The organism is Streptomyces sp. NPDC054796, from assembly GCF_053611545.1.
Genome location: NZ_JBSHAO010000007.1, coordinates 185843 through 205069 on the forward strand (window position 1 = coordinate 185843; position 19227 = coordinate 205069).

The window sequence follows — 19227 nt, forward strand, 5'->3', positions numbered from 1 at the left end:
CGGGTGTCGTGCGCATGGCATCCCGTACGGCCCGTACGGTCCGGTCCCGTACGACACAGCGGTGCCTTCCCTCGGTCGGGGTTGAGGGAAAGCACCGCGTGTGTCCGCACGACGCTGTACGGAAGTGTGACGGTCCGTCGTCCGACGGGCCGGGCCGACCGTACGGTCAGACGGCCAGTGCCCTGTCCGTCGGGCGGATCGGGGCCGGGAGGGCGCTGGCGCCCGTGAGGTAGCGGTCCACGCCCTTGGCCGCCGAGCGGCCCTCGGCGATGGCCCACACGATCAGCGACTGGCCGCGCCCCGCGTCACCGGCGACGAAGACGCCGTCGACGCTGGTGGCGTAGTCCGCGTCGCGGGCCACGTTGCCGCGCTCGTCCAGCTCGACGCCGAACTGCTCGACGAGGCCGTTGTCCTTGTCGATGCCGGTGAAGCCCATGGCGAGGGTGACGAGCTGGGCCGGGATCTTCCGCTCGGTGCCCGGCTTCTGCTCCAGCTTGCCGTCCTTGAACTCCACCTCGACGAGGTGCAGCCACTGGACGTTGCCGTCCTCGTCGCCCTCGAAGTGGGTGGTGTTGACGGAGTAGACCCGCTCGCCGCCCTCCTCGTGCGCGGAGGTGACCTTGTAGAGCATGGGGAACGTCGGCCAGGGCTGGTTCGGGTTCCGCTCCTCGCCCGGCTTGGGCATGATCTCCAACTGGGTGACGGAGGCCGCGCCCTGGCGGTGTGCCGTGCCGACGCAGTCGGCGCCGGTGTCACCGCCGCCGATGACGACGACGTGCTTGCCCTGGGCGCTGATCGGGGAGACCGTCAGATCGCCCTCCTGCACCTTGTTGGCCAGCGGCAGGTACTCCATCGCGAAGTGGATGCCGTTCAGCTCGCGCCCCGGGACCTTCAGGTCGCGGGAGGTGGTGGAGCCCGCGGCGATGACGACGGCGTCGTACCGCTTGCGCAGCTTCCGCGCGTCCAGATCGCGGCCGATCTCCACCTCGGTGCGGAACTTGGTGCCCTCCGCGCGCATCTGCTCGATGCGGCGGTTGATGTGCCGCTTCTCCATCTTGAACTCGGGGATGCCGTAGCGCAGGAGCCCGCCGATGCGGTCGGCGCGCTCGTAGACCGCGACGGTGTGGCCCGCGCGGGTGAGCTGCTGCGCCGCCGCGAGACCGGCCGGGCCCGAGCCGATGACGGCGACGGTCTTGCCCGACAAGCGCTCCGGGGGCTGCGGGGTGACGTCCCCCCGGTCCCACGCCTTGTCGATGATGGTGACCTCGACGTTCTTGATGGTCACCGGCGGCTGGTTGATGCCCAGCACGCACGCCGACTCGCAAGGCGCGGGGCACAGGCGGCCCGTGAACTCCGGGAAGTTGTTGGTGGCGTGCAGCCGCTCACTGGCCGCGCTCCAGTCCTCCCGGTAGGCGTAGTCGTTCCACTCGGGGATCAGGTTGCCCAGCGGACAGCCCTGGTGGCAGAAGGGGATGCCGCAGTCCATGCAGCGCCCGGCCTGCTTGCTGATGATGGGCAGCAGCGAGCCCGGGACGTAGACCTCGTTCCAGTCCTTGACACGCTCCTCGACCGCACGGGTCTCGGCGACCTCGCGGTCGGTGGTCAGGAAGCCCTTGGGGTCAGCCATTGGTCGCCGCCTCCATCATCTTCTCGTGGGTCTCGCTCGTGGAGAGTCCCGCTCGCTCGGCGGCTTCCTTGGCGGCGAGCACGGCCTTGAAGGTGGACGGCAGGACCTTCTTGAAGCGGGTCACTGCCGAGTCCCAGTCGGCGAGGAGCTTCTCGGCCACGGTCGAGCCGGTCTCCTCCTGGTGGCGGCGCACCACGTCGTGCAGCCACTTCCTGTCGTCGTCGTCCAGCTCGTCCACGGCGTCGCGCAGACCGATGTTGACGTTGTCCGGGTCGAGGTCGATGACGTACGCGGTGCCGCCGGACATGCCCGCGCCGAAGTTGCGGCCCGTCTCGCCCAGGATGACGGCCTTACCGCCCGTCATGTACTCGCAGCCGTGGTCGCCGACGCCCTCGGAGACGACCGTCGCGCCCGAGTTGCGGACGCAGAAGCGCTCGCCCACCCGGCCGCGCAGGAACATCTCGCCGCCGGTCGCGCCGTACGCGAGGGTGTTGCCCGCGATCGTCGAGAACTCGGCGAGGTGGTCGGCGCCACGGTCGGGGCGGACGACGAGCCTGCCGCCCGAGAGGCCCTTGCCGACGTAGTCGTTCGCGTCGCCCTCCAGGCGCAGTGTGATGCCGCGCGGGACGAAGGCGCCGAAGGACTGGCCCGCGGAGCCGGTGAAGGTGATGTCGATGGTGTCGTCGGGCAGTCCCGCGCCGCCGAACTTCTTCGTCACCTCGTGCCCGAGCATGGTGCCCACGGTCCGGTTGATGTTGCGGATCGCGACCTGCCCGCGCACGGGCTGCGCCGACTCGGGGGTGTCGGCGGAAAGGGCGTCGGCGGCCAGCTTGATGAGCTGGTTGTCGAGCGCCTTCTCCAGGCCGTGGTCCTGGCCGACGACCTGGTGGCGGGCCGCGTCCTCGGGCAGCTCGGGCACGTGCAGCAGCGGGGCCAGGTCAAGGCCGCGTGCCTTCCAGTGGTCCACGGCGCGGGAGGTGTCCAGCAGCTCGGCGTGCCCGATGGCCTCGTCGAGGGTGCGGAAGCCCAGCTCGGCGAGGATCTCGCGGACCTCCTCGGCGATGAACTCGAAGAAGTTCACGACGAACTCGGCCTTGCCGCTGTAGCGCTCGCGCAGGGTCGGGTTCTGGGTGGCGATGCCGACCGGGCAGGTGTCCAGGTGGCACACGCGCATCATGACGCAGCCTGAGACGACGAGCGGCGCGGTGGCGAAGCCGAACTCCTCGGCGCCGAGCAGCGCGGCGATGACCACGTCGCGGCCCGTCTTGAGCTGCCCGTCGGTCTGCACGACGATGCGGTCGCGCAGCCCGTTGAGCAGCAGCGTCTGCTGGGTCTCGGCGAGACCCAGCTCCCAGGGGCCGCCCGCGTGCTTGAGCGAGGTGAGCGGCGAGGCGCCGGTGCCGCCGTCGTGCCCGGAGATGAGCACCACGTCGGCGTGCGCCTTGGAGACACCGGCGGCGACGGTGCCGACGCCGACCTCGGAGACCAGCTTGACGTGAACGCGCGCCTGGGGGTTGGCGTTCTTCAGGTCGTGGATGAGCTGGGCGAGGTCCTCGATGGAGTAGATGTCGTGGTGCGGCGGCGGCGAGATGAGGCCGACGCCGGGCGTGCTGTGCCGGGTCCTGGCGACCCAGGGGTAGACCTTGTGGCCGGGGAGCTGGCCGCCCTCGCCGGGCTTGGCGCCCTGGGCCATCTTGATCTGGATGTCGTCGGAGTTGACCAGGTATTCGCTGGTCACGCCGAACCGCCCGGAGGCGACCTGCTTGATGCTGGAGCGCCGCGCCGGGTCGTAGAGCCGCTCCGGGTCCTCGCCGCCCTCGCCGGTGTTGGACTTGCCGCCGAGCTGGTTCATGGCGATGGCCAGCGTCTCGTGGGCCTCCTGTGAGATGGAGCCGTAGGACATGGCGCCGGTGGAGAAGCGCTTGACGATGTCGCTGACGGACTCGACCTCGTCGATGGAGATCGGCTCGCGGGCCGCCTCGCCGGAGGACTTGAACTGGAACAGGCCGCGCAGCGTCATCAGCCGCTCGGACTGCTCGTTCACGCGCTCGGTGTACTGCTTGAAGATGTCGTAGCGGCGCGAGCGGGTGGAGTGCTGGAGGCGGAAGACCGTGTCCGGGTCGAACAGGTGCGGCTCGCCCTCGCGGCGCCACTGGTACTCGCCGCCGATGTCCAGGTCGCGGTGGGCCGGGGCGATGCCGGTGGCGGGGTACGCCTTGGCGTGCCGGGCCGCGACCTCCTTGGCGATGACGTCGAGGCCGGCGCCGCCGATCTTCGTCGTCGTGCCGTGGAAGTAGGTGTCGACGAAGCTCTCATCGAGCCCGACGGCCTCGAAGACCTGCGCGCCGCGGTACGAGGCGACGGTGGAGATGCCCATCTTGGACATCACCTTGAGCACGCCCTTGCCCAGTGCGTAGATCAGGTTGCGGATGGCCTGCTCGGGGTCCATGTCGCCGGGCAGGAAGGTGCCCGCGCGGACCAGATCCTCGACGGACTCCATGGCCAGGTACGGGTTGACCGCGGCGGCGCCGTAGCCGATGAGGAGCGCCACGTGGTGCACCTCGCGCACGTCGCCCGCCTCGACCAGCAGCCCGACCTGGGTGCGCTGCTTGGTGCGGATGAGGTGGTGGTGCACGGCCGAGGTGAGCAGCAGCGACGGGATCGGCGCGTGCTCGGCGTCCGAGTGCCGGTCGGAGAGCACGATGAGCCGGGCGCCCGCCTCTATGGCAGCGTCGGCCTCGGCGCAGATCGCCTTGATGCGCTCGGACAGGCCCTTGCCGCCCTCGGCGACCCGGTAGAGGCCGGAGAGGGTGGCGGCCTTGAGCCCCGGCATGTCGCCGTCGGCGTTGATGTGGATGAGCTTGGCCAGCTCGTCGTTGTCGATCACCGGGAAGGGCAGGGTGACGCTGCGGCACGAGGCGGCCGTCGGCTCCAGCAGGTTGCCCTGCGGGCCGAGCGACGAGTGCAGCGAGGTCACCAGCTCCTCGCGGATGGCGTCCAGCGGCGGGTTGGTGACCTGCGCGAACAGCTGGGTGAAGTAGTCGAAGATCAGCCGCGGGCGCTCGGAGAGCGCCGCGATCGGCGAGTCCGTGCCCATCGAGCCGATCGGCTCGGCGGCCATCTTGGCCATCGGCGCGAGCAGGACGCGCAGCTCCTCCTCGGTGTAGCCGAAGGTCTGCTGGCGGCGGGTGACCGAGGCGTGGGTGTGCACGATGTGCTCGCGCTCGGGCAGGTCGGCGAGCTTGATGAGCCCGGCCTCCAGCCACTCCTGGTACGGCTGCTCGGCGGCGAGCGTCGCCTTGATCTCGTCGTCCTCGATGATGCGGTGCTCGGCGGTGTCCACGAGGAACATGCGGCCCGGCTGGAGGCGGCCCTTGCGGACGATCTTCGCCGGGTCGATGTCGAGGACGCCGACCTCGGAGCCGAGGACGACGAGGCCGTCGTCGGTGACCCAGTACCGCCCTGGACGCAGACCGTTGCGGTCGAGAACGGCGCCGACCTGGGTGCCGTCGGTGAAGGTGACGCAGGCGGGGCCGTCCCAGGGCTCCATCATCGTGGAGTGGTACTGGTAGAAGGCGCGCCGGGCCGGGTCCATGGAGTCGTGGTTCTCCCACGCCTCGGGGACCATCATCAGCACGGAGTGCGGCAGCGAACGCCCGCCGAGGTGCAGCAGCTCCAGCACCTCGTCGAAGGAGGCCGAGTCGGAGGCCCCGGGCGTACACAGCGGGAAGATCCGGTTCAGCTTCTCGCCCTCGGGGCCGAACAGCTCCGAGGCGAGCTGGGACTCGCGGGCCCGCATCCAGTTGCGGTTGCCCTGCACCGTGTTGATCTCGCCGTTGTGCGCGACGAAGCGGTACGGGTGGGCCAGCGGCCAGCTCGGGAAGGTGTTGGTGGAGAAGCGGGAGTGCACCAGCGCGACGGCGGTGGCGAACCGCCGGTCGGACAGGTCGGGGAAGAAGGGTTCGAGCTGCCCTGTGGTCAGCATGCCCTTGTAGACGATGGTGCGGCACGACAGCGAAGGGAAGTACACGCCCGCCTCGCGCTCGGCGCGCTTGCGCAGCACGAAGGCGAGCCGGTCCAGCGCGAGCCCGGAGGCGGCCTCGGCGTCGGCGCCGGAGGCCGCGGACACGAAGAGCTGGCGCAGCGACGGCATGGTCTCGCGGGCGCCCGAGCCCAGGAGCTGCGGCGCCACGGGGACGTCGCGCCAGCCGAGGACGTCCAGGCCCTCTTCGGCGGCCAGCGTCTCGATCTCCGAGACGGCAGCCGCGGCTTCCGTCTCGTCATTCGGGAGGAAGGCGATACCGACGGCGTAGGAACCGGCCTCGGGAAGCGCGAAGGAGACCGTCTCCCGCAGGAAGGCGTCCGGAACCTGGAGGAGGATGCCCGCGCCGTCGCCCGTGTCGGGGTCGGAGCCTGTGGCACCGCGGTGTTCCAGGTTGCGCAGGACGGTCAGCGCGCGTTCGACGAGGTCGTGGCTGGCCTCACCCGTCAGTGTCGCCACGAAGCCGACGCCACAGGCGTCATGCTCGTACCGGGGGTCGTACATCCCCTGCTTGGCAGGGTGGGCCGCCTGAGACGCAGCACGCATCGGCTCTCCCGTCGTCGTCGTGGCAGTTGTGAGTGCCGAGGGACGACGTTGGCCCTCTGCAGGAACAAATTTTCGTGCAGGTTACATGATGGCCCACTTCCCGAAAAGTGGATGCCATATTCCAGGATGCGGACGGTGCACCTGGTTGCGATACGAAGGGAAGACTCCCTCAGAACCCGTGATCTCGCAGGCCAGCGCGGGCTTCTTTGCTCGCGGGCCTTCCGGCTTCTGCCCACCGTTGAACAAACTGAAACCGTCGAGTAACACCGAGATCATGCCGCGCCGTCCTGAACACGCGCCATGACTCAGCCCACAGCCACTCCGAAGGCCGTGCCCAGCCCGTACGTCACAGCGGCCGCGGCACCACCCAGCGCGAGCTGACGCAGACCGCTGAACCACCACGGCCGCGCCGTCACCCGTGCCACGACGGCACCGCACACGAACAGTCCCAGCAGCGCCAGCGCCACCGCGGGCCACAGCGAGGCCGCACCGGCCAGATACGGCAGTACGGGCATGATGGCGCCGACCGAGAAGGAAAGGAAGGAGGAGACCGCGGCGACCGTCGGAGAGGGCAGATCGGCCGGATCCACACCCAGCTCCTCGCGGGCGTGTATCTCCAGCGCCTGCTCGGGGTCCCGGTGCATCTGCTCGGCGACCTGACGGGCCAGCTCCGGGTCCACACCACGGGACACGTACAGTTCCGCCAGCTCGGTGACCTCGTCCTCCGGGTGGCGGCGCAGCTCCCGGCGCTCCACCTCCAGCTCGGCCTGCACCAGCTCGCGCTGCGAGGCGACGGAGGTGTACTCACCCGCCGCCATCGAGAAGGCACCGGCTGCGAGGCCGGCGAGCCCGGAGATCACCACGGTCTGCGAGGAGGCGGAGCTGCCCGCCACGCCCGTCATCAGGCCGAGGTTGGAGACCAGACCGTCCATGGCACCGAAGACGGCGGGGCGCAGCCAGCCGCCGTTGACGTCGCGGTGGGTGTGCGTGACGGCGGTGGAGCCGTCCTCACCGGGCGCGGTGACATCCGGGGTGGCCTCGGTGTGCTGACGCGCGTCGTCGGTCACGGTGATCACGGTGGTCATGATGCTGTGCGCTCCCTTCCGAAGGGATGAAGGGCGGATACCCATCTTTCCCAACACTTCGAAGGTACGCCCGCATTTCCACCCCGCGCTAGCAAGGAAGGCCGTACTAACCGTCCCGACCAGCGGCTTTGCCACGAGGGCCCTCGCGGGCCGCCGCCTCCGCCGCCGCCTGCGCTTCCTCCGCCTCGCCCGCCTCGCGGAAGGTCTCGGCCAGCTCGTCGGCGACGAGGTGCTCGCGATCCAGCCTGTTGGTGCGGTAGGCGGCGCGGCCGACCATATGGGCCGCGACGGGCGAGGTCAGGAGCTGGAAGAGCCCGACGAGGACCAGGGTGCCGAGGTCGATGGCACTGCGCAGCCACAGCCCCGCGCCGATCAGCACCAGCAGCAGCCCGAACGCCTGCGGCTTGGTGGCCGCGTGCATCCGGGTGAGTACGTCGGGCAGCCGCACGAGGCCGATTCCGGCCACCAGGCACAGCAGCGCACCGGCCAGCATGAAGACCGCTCCGACCGCGTCGGCGACGCCTTCCCAGTTCACCGCTGCCCCCCTTCTCCGGCGGGGCCGCCGCCCGCTGTCCACTCCGTGGACGGCCGCGTGGACTGCACCGTGGACGCCGGTTCCGCCGGCGGCTCCGTGGCGGACGGCTCCGTGCCCGTGTCCGTGTTCTCGTCGACGTCCTCGCCGCCCGCCTCGTCGCGCAGCGCCATGAACCGGGCGACGCCGACGGACCCCGTGAAGCCCAGGAAGGAGAGCACCAGGAGCACCGGCAGGTAGTACCCGACGCGCTGCGCCGCCGTGTACACGCCGATGCCCGCCATCATCACCGCCACCAGCGCGTCCAGCGCGACGGCCCGGTCCAGCGTCGAGGGGCCCCGCACCAGGCGGACCGTCACCAGGCAGCCCGAGACGAGCAGCAGCCCGGCGACGATCATCAGGATCACGTCGTCCACTTTCCCGCCTCCCTCTCCGACCGTTCCGCACGTTCCGCCCGCTCCGCACGTTCCGCCCGTTCGGACTCCTCGATCGCCTCGACGTCGGCCCGCGTGCCGAAGGCACGCACCACCCGCCGCTCAAGACGCAGCACCTCGCGCCGTGCCCGGTCCCGCTCGGCGTCCTCGGATGCGCCCATGACGTGGAGGTAGAGGGTGCCGCTGGCCCGGTGCACCTCCAGCACGGTGCTGCCCGGCACGGCGGAGACGGCGACAGCGGTCGCCGTCAGCATCAGGTCGCCGGGGCAGCGCATGCGCACCCCGAGCACCGCGCAGGCCGGAACGCCGGGGGCGAGGATGTAGCGGTTGAGCCGCCAGCTGGAGACGGCCATGTCGGCGACGAACCGCCCGGCGAAGCGCAGGAGTCCGAGCGGGCGCAGTCGCGCCTGGGTCTCGATCGGCGGCAGGGGGAAGAGCACGCAGACGACGACGCCGACGAGCACTCCGCTGAGCACGTTCGCCAGCGAGACCGTCCCCCACAGCAGCACCCACAGCACGGTCAGGCCCGCCACCATCGGCCACTGTGTCGCGCGCAGCCGCCCGCGCGGGCCCCGTCGGGCCCGGTGAGGGGCCGTCATCTCTCCATCACCGCCGTCACATAGGGGGAACGGTCCGTCAGCTCGTCGGCCACCCGCTCCGTGAGCCCGAACAGCGGCCCCGCCAGCACCGTGAAGCCGAGCCCGAACACGACGAGCGCCACCGTCGAGCAGACCATGCCGACGGGCAGCGAACTGGTCGTCGTGATGGCCTGCCCGCCGAAGGTCGCCGCCTCGGCGTGGCCCATGGGGCGGGGCGCGACGTCGGTCGCGGTGCCCGTCGCCGTGCCTGCCGCCGCGCCGGTGGTGGCGGTGCCCGGTGCCGCCTCGGCCGCCGTGCCGCCGGCGGACACCGGGACGGATCCCGTTCCGTCGACGGGTCCGGTGCCGTCGCCCGCCGTCGTGGCGGCCTCCGCCTCCGCCTCGGCCTCGTCCGTCTCCTCGTCGGTCTCCTCGGAGTCGATGACCGTGCCCACGGCGTACAGCTCGGGCGGCGCGGCCCGCCAGAACGCCAGGTTCCACACCTTGGCCACGGCGTACAGCGTGAGCAGACTGGTCAGCGTCCCGCCGATGACCAGCGCGTACGCCAGCACGCCGCCGTCGGCGACCCCCGCGCGCAGCAGCCCCAGCTTCCCCAGGAACCCGGAGAGCGGCGGGATCCCGGCGAGGTTCATCGCGGGGATGAAGAAGAGCACAGCGAGCAGCGGGGAAAGGGTGGCCAGACCGCCGAGCCGCATCAGGTCGGTGGAGCCGCCGCGCCGCTCCACGAGCCCGGTGACCAGGAACAGCGTGGTCTGCACGGTGATGTGGTGCGCGACGTAGAAGACGGCGCCCGCGATCCCCTCGTCCGAGGCGAGCCCGATGCCGAACACCATGTAACCCATGTGGCTGATCAGGGTGAAGGACAGCAGCCGCTTGAGGTCGGTCTGCGCGACCGCGCCCAGGATGCCGACGACCATGGACAGCAGCGCGACGACCATCAGCACGTTGTCGAGCCTGCCGCCGGGGAACAGCAGGGTCTGCGTGCGGAGTATCGCGTAGACCCCGACCTTGGTGAGCAGTCCGGCGAAGACGGCGGTGACGGGCGCGGGCGCGGTGGGATACGAGTCGGGCAGCCACGCGGCCAGCGGGAAGACGGCGGCCTTGATGGCGAACACCGTCAGCAGCGCGATCTGCGCCAGCGTCCGCACGCCCTCGGGCAGTTCGTCGAGCCGCGCGGGCAGCTCGGCCATCGTCACGGTGCCGGTCGCCGCGTAGACCATGGCGACGGCCGCCATGAACAGCACCGAGGACAGCAGCGAGACGATGGCGTACGTGGCGCCCGCGCGGATGCGCGCGATGGTGCCGCCGAGGGTCAGCAGCACATAACTGGCCGTCAGCATGATCTCGAAGCCGACGTAGAGGTTGAACAGGTCACCGGCCAGGAAGGTGTCCGAGACCCCGGCGACCAGCACGAGATAGGAGGGGTGGAAGACCGAGAGCGGCGTCGCCTCCTCGCGGTCCGCCATGCCCTGCCCGATCGAGTAGAGCAGCACGCACAGCGTGACGGCCGAGGAGACCACCAGCATCAGCGCGGAGAGCCGGTCGGCCACCAGCACGATGCCGACCGGGGGCGCCCAGCCGCCCGCGTACATCACCTGCGGCCCGTGCTTGTCCGCGACGAACAGCAGCACGAGCGAGACGACGAGCACGATCGCGAGCACCGTCGCGCTGATGACGCGCTGCGTGCGCTGGAGGCGCAGGCCGATGGCCAGCTTCAGCCCCGCTGCGGCCAGCGGCAGGATCACCGGCAGCGGCACGAGGGCCGAGGCGACGGAGGCCGCGGCGGCGGGTGCGGCGCCGCTCATGACGCCCCTCCCCCGGTGCGGGGGCGGCGCGAGGCGGCGGGCACGGCGCTCATCTGTCGGCTCCCAGGATCGTCTCCCACAGGTCGTCCTCCTCGGCGGTCTCCTCCGCCGTCTCCTCCGCGCGTGCCTGGCGCGCCCTGTGGGCACGCGACTCGGCGCGCGACTCAGCCCGCGCCCTGCGCCGCATCTCGCGGTACTGGTCCCGCGCCTTGCCGAGCTGCTGGTACGCCTTGCGCTCCCTGGCCTCCTGCTCCTCCTCGGCGTTGACCAGCGCGCGGTAGGCGTCGCGGCGTTCGTGGTACTTGGCGCGCAGCCGGTCCCGCTCCTCGACGTAGTCGGCGCGACGGGCGATGCGGACGTCCTCGACGTCGTCCTGCACGTCGTCGTTGCCCGAGAGCTGCCAGGCGCGGTAGGCCATGGTCACCAGGAACGCGGTGAGCGCCAGCGTGATGACGATGGCCGTGAGCACGAACGCCTCGGGCAGCGGGTCGGCCATCTTCTCCCGGTCCGAACCGGGGTACAGCAGCGGTGCCTGTCCCGCGGGGCCCGAACTGGCGAGGAGCAGCAGGTTGACGCCGTTGCCCAGCAGCACGGCGCCCAGCAGGATGCGGGTGAGGGGGCGGCTCAGCAGGAGTACGGTGCCGGCGGCGAAGAGCGTGCCGCCCGCGATCACCAGTACCAGGGTCTCGGTCATCGGCCGCCACCTCCCGCTCCGGGCCCCGGCTCCAGGCCCGGTTCCGGCTCCCGTTGCTGTGCGCGTGCGCGCTCGCGCCGCTTCCTCGCCTTGGCCTCCTTGCTCAACTCCCGCTCCACACGCCGGTCCACCTCGGAACCGAGGCTGCGCAGGACGTCCAGGACGACGCCGAGGACGAGCAGATAGACGCCCACGTCGAACAGCACGGGGCTGGCCAGGTGGTAGTGGCCGAGCAGCGGCAGCTCGCCCTCGATCTTGCCCGCGGCCAGCACGGCGTCCCCGAGGACGAGCCCGCCCAGCCCCGTCAGCGTCATCGTCAGCAGCCCGAGCCCGAGCAGGAAGCCCGCGTCGACGGGCGCGGCTGCGGCCAGTTCGTGCCGTCCGCCCGCGAGGTAGCGCACGGCCAGCGCGAGGGCCGCGACCAGGCCGGCGGTGAAGCCGCCGCCCGGCAGGTTCTCGGCGCAGAAGAGGAGGTAGAGGGAGAGCACCACGATCGGGTGGAAGACCAGCCTGGCGACCACCTCGAAGATGACCGACCTGCGCTCGGGCGCGAGCGTGGAGCTGGCCGCGAGCCAGGTGCGGCGCGGCGCGGCGATCCCCCGTACGGCGCGGGGCGCGCCCACCCTCGTACCGGCGACGGGCCACACGTCCCGCTTGTCGCGCGGCACCGCGCCGAAGGCGCCGCCGTCACCGGACCCGGGGGAAGCGGAGGGGCCGGACGCGCCGTCAGGTGAGCCGTCACCGGGCGCCGCTGACGGAGGAGCACCGGACGCCCCGTCAGAAAGGGGAGCGGCGGTCGCCCGTCCAGGACGCACCCTCTCCTCCGCCGCCGGCACCACCCGCGTGGACCCGGTCGTCTCCGTGACGCCCGCCCCGGCTGCCGGGTCGGCCGTCCCGCCGCCCGCAGCCGTGCCGGGCGCGCCGTGCACCGAGACGCCCGCGCGCGTCGCTATGGGCAGCGCGGGGGTTCCGGCCCTGCGCCGCAGATAGACGAGGCTGGTCACCCCGACGGCGGCGACGGCGAGGACCGCTGACTCCCCCATCGTGTCCCAGGAACGCAGGTCCACCAGCGTCGTGGCGACGACGTTCTTCACGCCGTCGTGCGCGGTGGCCTCGGCGAGTTCGGGCCCCGCGGGCTCCGCGATCCGCGCCGAGGCGGCCAGATAGGTGAGCCCGGCGGCGAACGCGCCCGCCGCCACCCCGAAGACGAGCTGCGTCACGCGCCGCATCCACCCGGCGCGCGCCCCGTCGGGGAACCGGGCCGGGAGCCTGCGCAGCACCAGTACGAAGACGATGACGGACACGGTCTCGACGGCGAACTGCGTCAGCGCGAGGTCCGGCGCCCCGTGCAGCACGTACAGCACCGCCGTCCCGTAGCCGGTGACCCCGGCCAGCACGACGGCCTTCATCCGCTGCCGCGCCCGCACGCACAGCACCGCGACGACGCACACCGCGGCCGCGACGACGAGCTGGGGCACCGAGTCGTAGACGCGCACGGAGGTGACGTGGTCCCACGGGCGGTCGACGGCGAGGGCCACGGCCTGCGCGCCGACCAGCACCGCGAGGGCCGTGCCGAGGTAGACCGGCAGCGAACCGCGCTGCACCGCGCCCGTGATCTGGAGCGAGAGCCGCTCCAGGGCCCAGAGCGAGCGGGCGAAGAGGTGGTCGCCGTCCACGGCGGCCAGCCGCTCCCCGAGCGCGGCGAGCGGCCGTACGGCGAAGAAGACCAGCAGGCCGAGGGCCCAGGAGACGGCGGACAGCGCGAGCGCGGGCCCGAAGCCGTGCCACAGCGCGAGGTGGAAAGGCTTGCCGTCCGGCGCGTGGAAGGTGTCGGCGTAGCGCGCGAGCAGCGGGTCGAGCAGGGAGACGCCGGGCCCGAGCGCGAGTCCGGCGAGCGCGCAGAGCGCGGGCGGCACGGCGAGGAACGCGCCGGTACGGGCCCGCAGCGGGGTGTCAGGCGCGTCCCGCTTGCGGGCGAAGGCGCCCCACAGGAAGCGCAGGGTGTAGGCGGTGGTCAGCGCGGATCCGGCCACCACGGCGGCGAGGGCGGCGTGCTGAACCGTTCCGCCGTGCAGCAGCGCGTCGACGGCCGCTTCCTTCGCGGCGAAGCCGAGCAGCGGCGGCAGCCCCGCCATGGACAGGCCCGCGAGCACGGCGAGCGCGCACACGCCCGGCATCGAGCGGCCGAGCCCGGACAGCTTCGGCAGTTCGCGGGTCCCCGTCGCGTGGTCGATGATGCCGACGGTCAGGAACAGCGGCGCCTTGAAGAGCGCGTGGGCAAGCAGCATCGCGACCCCGGCCAGGGCCGCGTCCCGTCTGCCGTCGCCGACGAGGAGGGTGAGGAAGCCGAGCTGGCTGACGGTGCCGAAGGCGAGCAGCCGCTTGAGGTCCGTCTCGCGCAGCGCCCGCCAGCCGCCGAGCAGCATGGTGGCCGCGCCCAGCACGAGCACGGTGGCCCGCCAGGGCACGACGTCGGAGAACGCGGGCGCGAGCCGTGCGACCAGGTAGATCCCGGCCTTGACCATGGCAGCCGCGTGCAGATACGCGGAGACCGGGGTCGGCGCCGCCATCGCCCCTGGCAGCCAGAAGCTGAACGGCCACACGGCGGACTTGGACAGCGCCCCGACCAGGACGAGGACCAGCGCGACGGAGACGGCCACGCTCGCGCGGGGCGGGTCGGCCACGAGCGCGGAGATCCGGTAGGTGCCCGCCGCGTGACCCAGCATCAGGAAGCCGATCAGCATGACCAGTCCGCCGAGGGTGGTCACGATGAGTGCCTGGAGCGCGGCGCGCCGGTTGGTCCTGCGCTCCGGGTTGTGGCCGATGAGGAGGAAGGAGAAGACCGTGGTCAGCTCCCACAGCACGTACAGGACGATCAGATCGTCGGCCAGTACGAGGCCGAGCATGGCACCGGCGAACGCGGTGAGCGTCCCTGCGAAGCGGCCGAGCCGTGGCTCGTCGGCACGGAAGTAGCCCGCGCAGTAGACCATCACGAGCGCGCCGACGCCGCCCGCGACGAGCGTCATCAGCAGCGCGAGCGGATCACAGCGCAGCGCGAGGTGGACGCCCTGGGCGGGGATCCAGGCCCAGGTCTGGGTGGGGGTGTGGCCGTCCACGACGTCCGCGTACCGCACCGCCGCCCAGATCGCGGCGGAGGCGGGCACGAGCGCGAGCACCGCGAAGGCGCGCGGTCCGAGCCACCGCACGAGCGGCCCGGCACAGCACGCGGCTGCGCAGTGGAGAAGGATCAGCCACAGCACAATGCAGAGAATTACACACTTAATTGAACGAATGGTGCAGGTACGGCATAACGGTGCCGCGACAGGGCCCGGACATGACGACGCCCGGCCCCTTGCCTTACGGACCGTAAGGAAGAGACCGGGCTCGGGTCAAATATTGGTCAAGAGACCGGGGTTCACACCTTCTTCGTCTTCTTCGTCGTCGCGGTGCCGCCTCCGGTCTCGGTCGATTCCTCGCCGTCGCTGGAGGCCCCCTCGGTCTCGGGGTCGGCGTCGGAACCGGATTCGGAACCGGAGCCGGATTCGGGGCTGGGCTCGGCGCCGGACTCCGCGTCGGGATCAGTGTCGGGGTCGCGCGGCTCGACGGTCTCCTCGCGGCCCGGGGACTTCTTCGCGGAGACGACGATGTAGGCGACGGCGGCCAGGAAGACCACGATCGCGGTCCAGTTGTTCAGCCGCATCCCGAGGATGTGGTGCGCGTCGTCCACGCGCATGTACTCGATCCAGAAGCGGCCCACCGTGTACGCCGCGACGTAGAGCGCGAAGGCGCGGCCGTGACCCAGCTTGAAGCGGCGGTCGGCCCAGATCACCAGCAGCGCGACGCCCACGCACCACAGCGACTCGTAGAGGAACGTCGGGTGGTACGTGCCGAGGTCCGGGGTGTCGACGGGGCGGTGCGCCGCGTCGATCTCGACGGCCCAGGGCAGATCGGTGGCGCGGCCGTACAGCTCCTGGTTGAACCAGTTGCCCCAGCGCCCGATCGCCTGCGCGAGGGCGATGCCCGGCGCGACCGCGTCGGCGTAGGCGGGGAGCGGGATGCCACGGCTGCGGCAGCCGATCCAGGCGCCGAGCGCGCCGAGCGCGATGGCGCCCCAGATGCCGAGACCGCCGTCCCAGATCTTGAAGGCGTCGACCCAGTTGCGGCCCTCGCCGAAGTAGAGCTGGTAGTCGGTGATCACGTGGTAGAGGCGACCGCCGACGAGGCCGAAGGGCACGGCCCACACGGCGATGTCCGCGACCGTGCCGACCCGTCCGCCGCGTGCGACCCAGCGGCGTCCGCCGAGCCAGACCGCGACGAACACGCCGATGATGATGCAGAACGCGTAGCCGCGCAGCGGAACCGGCCCGAGGTGGATCTCGCCGGCCGAGGGACTGGGGAAAAAGGCAAGGGTCTCCATGGCGTCCCTGACGCTACCCTGCCGCACCGCGCCATCGGCAATGCGCCCGGCACAACGGCTCCATAACAGGCCCGCCGCCGCACCGGAACACGAGGTTCCGGCACGGCGGCGGTCAGGACCGACGGATCAGGGCCGACGGGCCAGGGCACGACGGTCGGGGCACGACGATCGAGGCGCGACGGGTCAGGACTTCGCCTCGATCTTCTTCTTCAGCTTCTGCGGGGTGAGCGGGTCGCTCTGGTCGCCGTAGAGATTCTTGCCGTCGAGCAGGACGGTCGGGGTCCCCTGGTGGCCCGAGTTCTGGAAGGCCGTGGTCGACCGCTCGACCCACTTGTCGTGCTTGCCGTCGTTCACACAGCTCCGGAACGCGGCGCCGTCCAGCCCGTCGACCTTCTTGGCCAGGCCGATCAGCGTCTTCTTGTTCGCGAAGGCGTCGTCCTGCTCCTCGGGCTGATGCCGGAAGAGCACGTCGTGGTACTCCTTGAACCTGCCCTCGTCACGGGCGCAGACCGCCGCGTTCGCCGCGTTCTTGGAGCCGGAGCCGCCCATGGCGCCGTCGATGATGCTGACGATGTGGTAGTTGACCTTGAGCTTGCCGTCCTCCTCAAGGCTGTGGAGCGTGTCGCGGAACACGTTCTCGAACTGTCCGCAGGCGGGGCACCTGAAGTCCTCGTAGACGGTCAGCTCGGCGGGCGCCTTCTTCTGGCCCACGGAGATCGGCTTGGCCGAGGCACTGCCCTCGTCCTCACCGCCCCCGCCGCCGCCCTGGTTGGCGGCCACCACGCCCACCACCGCCGCGACGGCCAGCACGCCGACGATGGCGGCGCTCACCTTCAGCACCCTGCCGCGCTTCTCCGCCGCCTTCTCCCGTTCCCGCTGCTCCCGCAGTTGTTCCCGGGCGGTGCGCTTTCCCTCACGGTTCTTCTCGCTCATCACGCCCTGGGCCAACGAACGCGGGCCACGGCCGCGTGCGGGCCCATCGCCGTTTCCCCCGAAAGAAGGAGGGGCGCGGCCCGGGAAATGCCCCGTTCCGCGCCCCTGCGGTGCCTCACCGCTCACACGTTCGTGTCACGTCGCGCCCTGGACGACGCCCGTCTCGGACCGTGACCTTCTCGGACCGCGCTCGTCTCAGACCGCAGCCGCGCCCCGGCTCCGTACGCCCTTCGCCAGGTCACCGGCCAGCTCGCGCACGTCGGCGAGACCGGCGTCCAGGTCGTCCGGGTGGGCGAGGAGCTTCTTCACGAAGGCCGAGCCGACGATGACCCCGTCGGCGAACTCGGCCACCTCGGCGGCCTGGCCCGCGTTCGAGACGCCCAGGCCCACGCAGACCGGAATACCGGTCGTCGCGCGCGTGCGCTCCACCAGGTCCTGGGCCTCGCGCCCTACGGACTCGCGGGTGCCGGTGACGCCCATGAGCGACGCCGCGTAGACGAAGCCGCTGCCCGCCGCCGTGATCTTGGCCAGGCGCTCGTCCTTGCTGCTGGGCGCGACCACGAACACGGTGGCCAGACCGTGCTGTTCGGCCGCCTTGCGCCACACCTCGGACTCCTCGACGGGCAGGTCGGGCAGGATGCAGCCCGCGCCGCCCGCCTCGGCCATCTCCGCGGCGAACCGCTCCACGCCGTACCGGTCGACCGGGTTCCAGTACGTCATGCACAGCACCGGCTTGCCCGTCGCCGCGTGGGCCTCGCGCACCGTGCGCAGCACGTCGGCGATGCGGACGCCGCCGCGCAGCGCCACGTCGTCGGCGGTCTGGATGACGGGCCCGTCCAGCACCGGGTCACTGTGCGGGAGCCCGACCTCGACCACGTCGCAGCCGCTCTCCAGCAGCGCCACGCACGCCGCGATCCCGCAGTCGACGGTGGGGAAACCGGCGGGCAGATAACCCACCAGCGCGGCCCTGTTCTCGGCCCGCGCGTTCGCCAGCGTCGCGTTCAACAGCTCGATGTTGCCGCTCACTTGTCCGCCCCCGTGCCCGCCTCGCCGGCGTTCTCGACGTTCTCGTCGTACAGCCCGAAGTAGCGGGCCGCCGTGTCCATGTCCTTGTCGCCGCGCCCGGAGAGGTTGACCAGGATCAGCCCCTCGGTACCCAGCTCCCGGCCGACCTCCAGGGCACCCGCCAGCGCGTGCGCGCTCTCGATCGCCGGGATGATGCCCTCGGTCTCGGAGAGCAGCCGCAGGGCGCGCATCGCCTGGTCGTCGGTGACGGGCCGGTACTCGCCGCGCCCGCTGTCCTTGAGGTACGCGTGCTCGGGCCCGATGCCCGGGTAGTCGAGACCGGCCGAGATCGAGTACGGCTCGGTGATCTGCCCCTCGTCGTCCTGGAGCACGTACGAGCGCGACCCGTGCAGGATGCCGGGCTCGCCCACGGACAGGGTCGCCGCGTGCTCGCCGGACTCCACGCCGTGCCCAGCCGCCTCGCAGCCGATCAGGCGGACGCCCTCGTCGGGGATGAAGGCGTGGAAGAGGCCGATGGCGTTGGAACCGCCGCCGACGCAGGCCACGGCCGCGTCGGGCAGCCGTCCCGCACGCTCCAGCATCTGCCGCCGCGCCTCGACGCCGATGACCCGGTGGAAATCGCGCACCAACTGCGGGAAGGGGTGCGGGCCCGCGACCGTACCGAAGAGGTAGTGGGTGCGGTCCACGTTGGCCACCCAGTCGCGGAACGCCTCGTTGATGGCGTCCTTGAGGGTGCGGCTGCCGGAGGTGACGGGCACGACCTCGGCGCCGAGCATCCGCATGCGCGCGACGTTGAGCGCCTGGCGCTCGGTGTCGATCTCGCCCATGTAGACGGTGCACTCCAGGCCGAACAGGGCGCAGGCGGTGGCCGTGGCCACGCCGTGCTGGCCCGCGCCGGTCTCGGCGATGACGCGGGTCTTGCCCATGCGCTTGGTCAGCAGGGCCTGGCCGAGCACGTTGTTGATCTTGTGTGAGCCGGTGTGGTTCAGGTCCTCCCGCTTGAGGAAGATCCGCGCGCCACCCGCATGCTCGGCGAACCGCGGTACCTCGGTCAGCGCGCTCGGGCGGCCCGTGTAGTTGACCATGAGGTCTTCGAGCTCGGCGGCGAAGGCGGGGTCGGACTTCGCCTTCTCGTACTCGGCGGCGACCTCGTCCACGGCCGCGACGAGCGCCTCCGGGATGAACTTGCCGCCGAACGCGCCGAAGTAGCCTTCGGCGCTCGGGATCTGACCCTCGGGGTCAGGGATGAAGTAGTCGGACATCCGACGTGCTCCTTGAGACGTGAGAAGCGTGCATGGGTGCGTAGGTAGTGAGGGTCCACGGATACGGCCGAAAACCGCCGCAGCGGCGCGCGGCGCCCGATGCCTCGCGGGGTCCGACGGGGGTCCGGCGAGGGCCCGACGAGCTCCGGCGGTGGGTCGGAGGGCCGGGTTCCGCGCGGGCGGCGAGGCGGCTCGGCACCGGCGTCCGCGGACGCCCGCGGAGTG

At 71.6% G+C, this 19227-nt stretch carries 13 protein-coding genes; all 13 read right to left on the bottom strand.

Translation table 11 applies throughout. From position 1 onward, the window contains the following. Positions 1-166: 166 nt before the first annotated feature. Positions 167-1627 (bottom strand): glutamate synthase subunit beta, encoded by a 1461-nt coding sequence (locus tag ACWGJ2_RS08720; RefSeq protein ID WP_453345264.1) that lies wholly within the window; start codon positions 1625-1627, stop codon positions 167-169. Continuing rightward, entirely contained in the window at positions 1620-6215 is a 4596-nt protein-coding gene (gene gltB / locus ACWGJ2_RS08725) for a glutamate synthase large subunit (RefSeq protein WP_453345265.1), read from the bottom strand. The genes ACWGJ2_RS08720 and gltB overlap by 8 nt, the downstream gene beginning before the upstream one ends. A 305-nt stretch (positions 6216-6520) precedes the next feature. Next, positions 6521-7300, bottom strand: coding sequence for a VIT1/CCC1 transporter family protein (locus ACWGJ2_RS08730; RefSeq protein ID WP_453345266.1), 780 nt, complete (start codon positions 7298-7300; stop codon positions 6521-6523). Between the two features lie 106 nt (positions 7301-7406). Next, positions 7407-7835 carry a monovalent cation/H(+) antiporter subunit G gene (mnhG, locus tag ACWGJ2_RS08735; protein ID WP_453345267.1) on the bottom strand — a complete coding sequence of 143 codons (429 nt, stop codon included), beginning with the start codon at positions 7833-7835 and terminating at the stop codon, positions 7407-7409. Next, a complete protein-coding gene (locus ACWGJ2_RS08740) occupies positions 7832-8248 on the bottom strand; it encodes a monovalent cation/H+ antiporter complex subunit F (RefSeq protein ID WP_453345268.1) in 417 nt (138 codons plus the stop codon). Before ACWGJ2_RS08740 ends, mnhG begins: the two co-directional genes overlap by 4 nt. After that, positions 8236-8865, bottom strand: coding sequence for a Na+/H+ antiporter subunit E (locus tag ACWGJ2_RS08745; protein WP_453345269.1), 630 nt, complete (start codon positions 8863-8865; stop codon positions 8236-8238). The genes ACWGJ2_RS08740 and ACWGJ2_RS08745 overlap by 13 nt, the downstream gene beginning before the upstream one ends. Next, a complete protein-coding gene (locus tag ACWGJ2_RS08750) occupies positions 8862-10670 on the bottom strand; it encodes a Na+/H+ antiporter subunit D (RefSeq protein ID WP_453345270.1) in 1809 nt (602 codons plus the stop codon). Before ACWGJ2_RS08750 ends, ACWGJ2_RS08745 begins: the two co-directional genes overlap by 4 nt. 49 nt (positions 10671-10719) lie before the next feature. Next, on the bottom strand, positions 10720-11364 hold the full coding sequence (locus tag ACWGJ2_RS08755; protein ID WP_453345271.1) for a Na(+)/H(+) antiporter subunit C: 645 nt from the start codon (positions 11362-11364) through the stop codon (positions 10720-10722). Beyond that, on the bottom strand, positions 11361-14624 hold the full coding sequence (locus ACWGJ2_RS08760; protein WP_453345272.1) for a Na+/H+ antiporter subunit A: 3264 nt from the start codon (positions 14622-14624) through the stop codon (positions 11361-11363). Before ACWGJ2_RS08760 ends, ACWGJ2_RS08755 begins: the two co-directional genes overlap by 4 nt. A gap of 155 nt (positions 14625-14779) precedes the next feature. Then, a complete protein-coding gene (lgt, locus tag ACWGJ2_RS08765; RefSeq protein ID WP_453345273.1) occupies positions 14780-15781 on the bottom strand; it encodes a prolipoprotein diacylglyceryl transferase in 1002 nt (333 codons plus the stop codon). A gap of 183 nt (positions 15782-15964) precedes the next feature. Next, on the bottom strand, positions 15965-16714 hold the full coding sequence (locus tag ACWGJ2_RS08770) for a DsbA family protein (RefSeq protein WP_453345274.1): 750 nt from the start codon (positions 16712-16714) through the stop codon (positions 15965-15967). A 195-nt stretch (positions 16715-16909) separates the two neighbouring features. Continuing rightward, complete coding sequence (gene trpA, locus ACWGJ2_RS08775) at positions 16910-17740, bottom strand: tryptophan synthase subunit alpha (RefSeq protein WP_453345275.1); 831 nt, start codon at positions 17738-17740, stop codon at positions 16910-16912. Beyond that, the gene (gene trpB, locus ACWGJ2_RS08780; protein ID WP_453345276.1) at positions 17737-19002 is read right to left on the bottom strand and encodes a tryptophan synthase subunit beta; all 1266 of its coding nucleotides are present in this window, start codon (positions 19000-19002) and stop codon (positions 17737-17739) included. The genes trpA and trpB overlap by 4 nt, the downstream gene beginning before the upstream one ends. Positions 19003-19227: the final 225 nt, after the last annotated feature.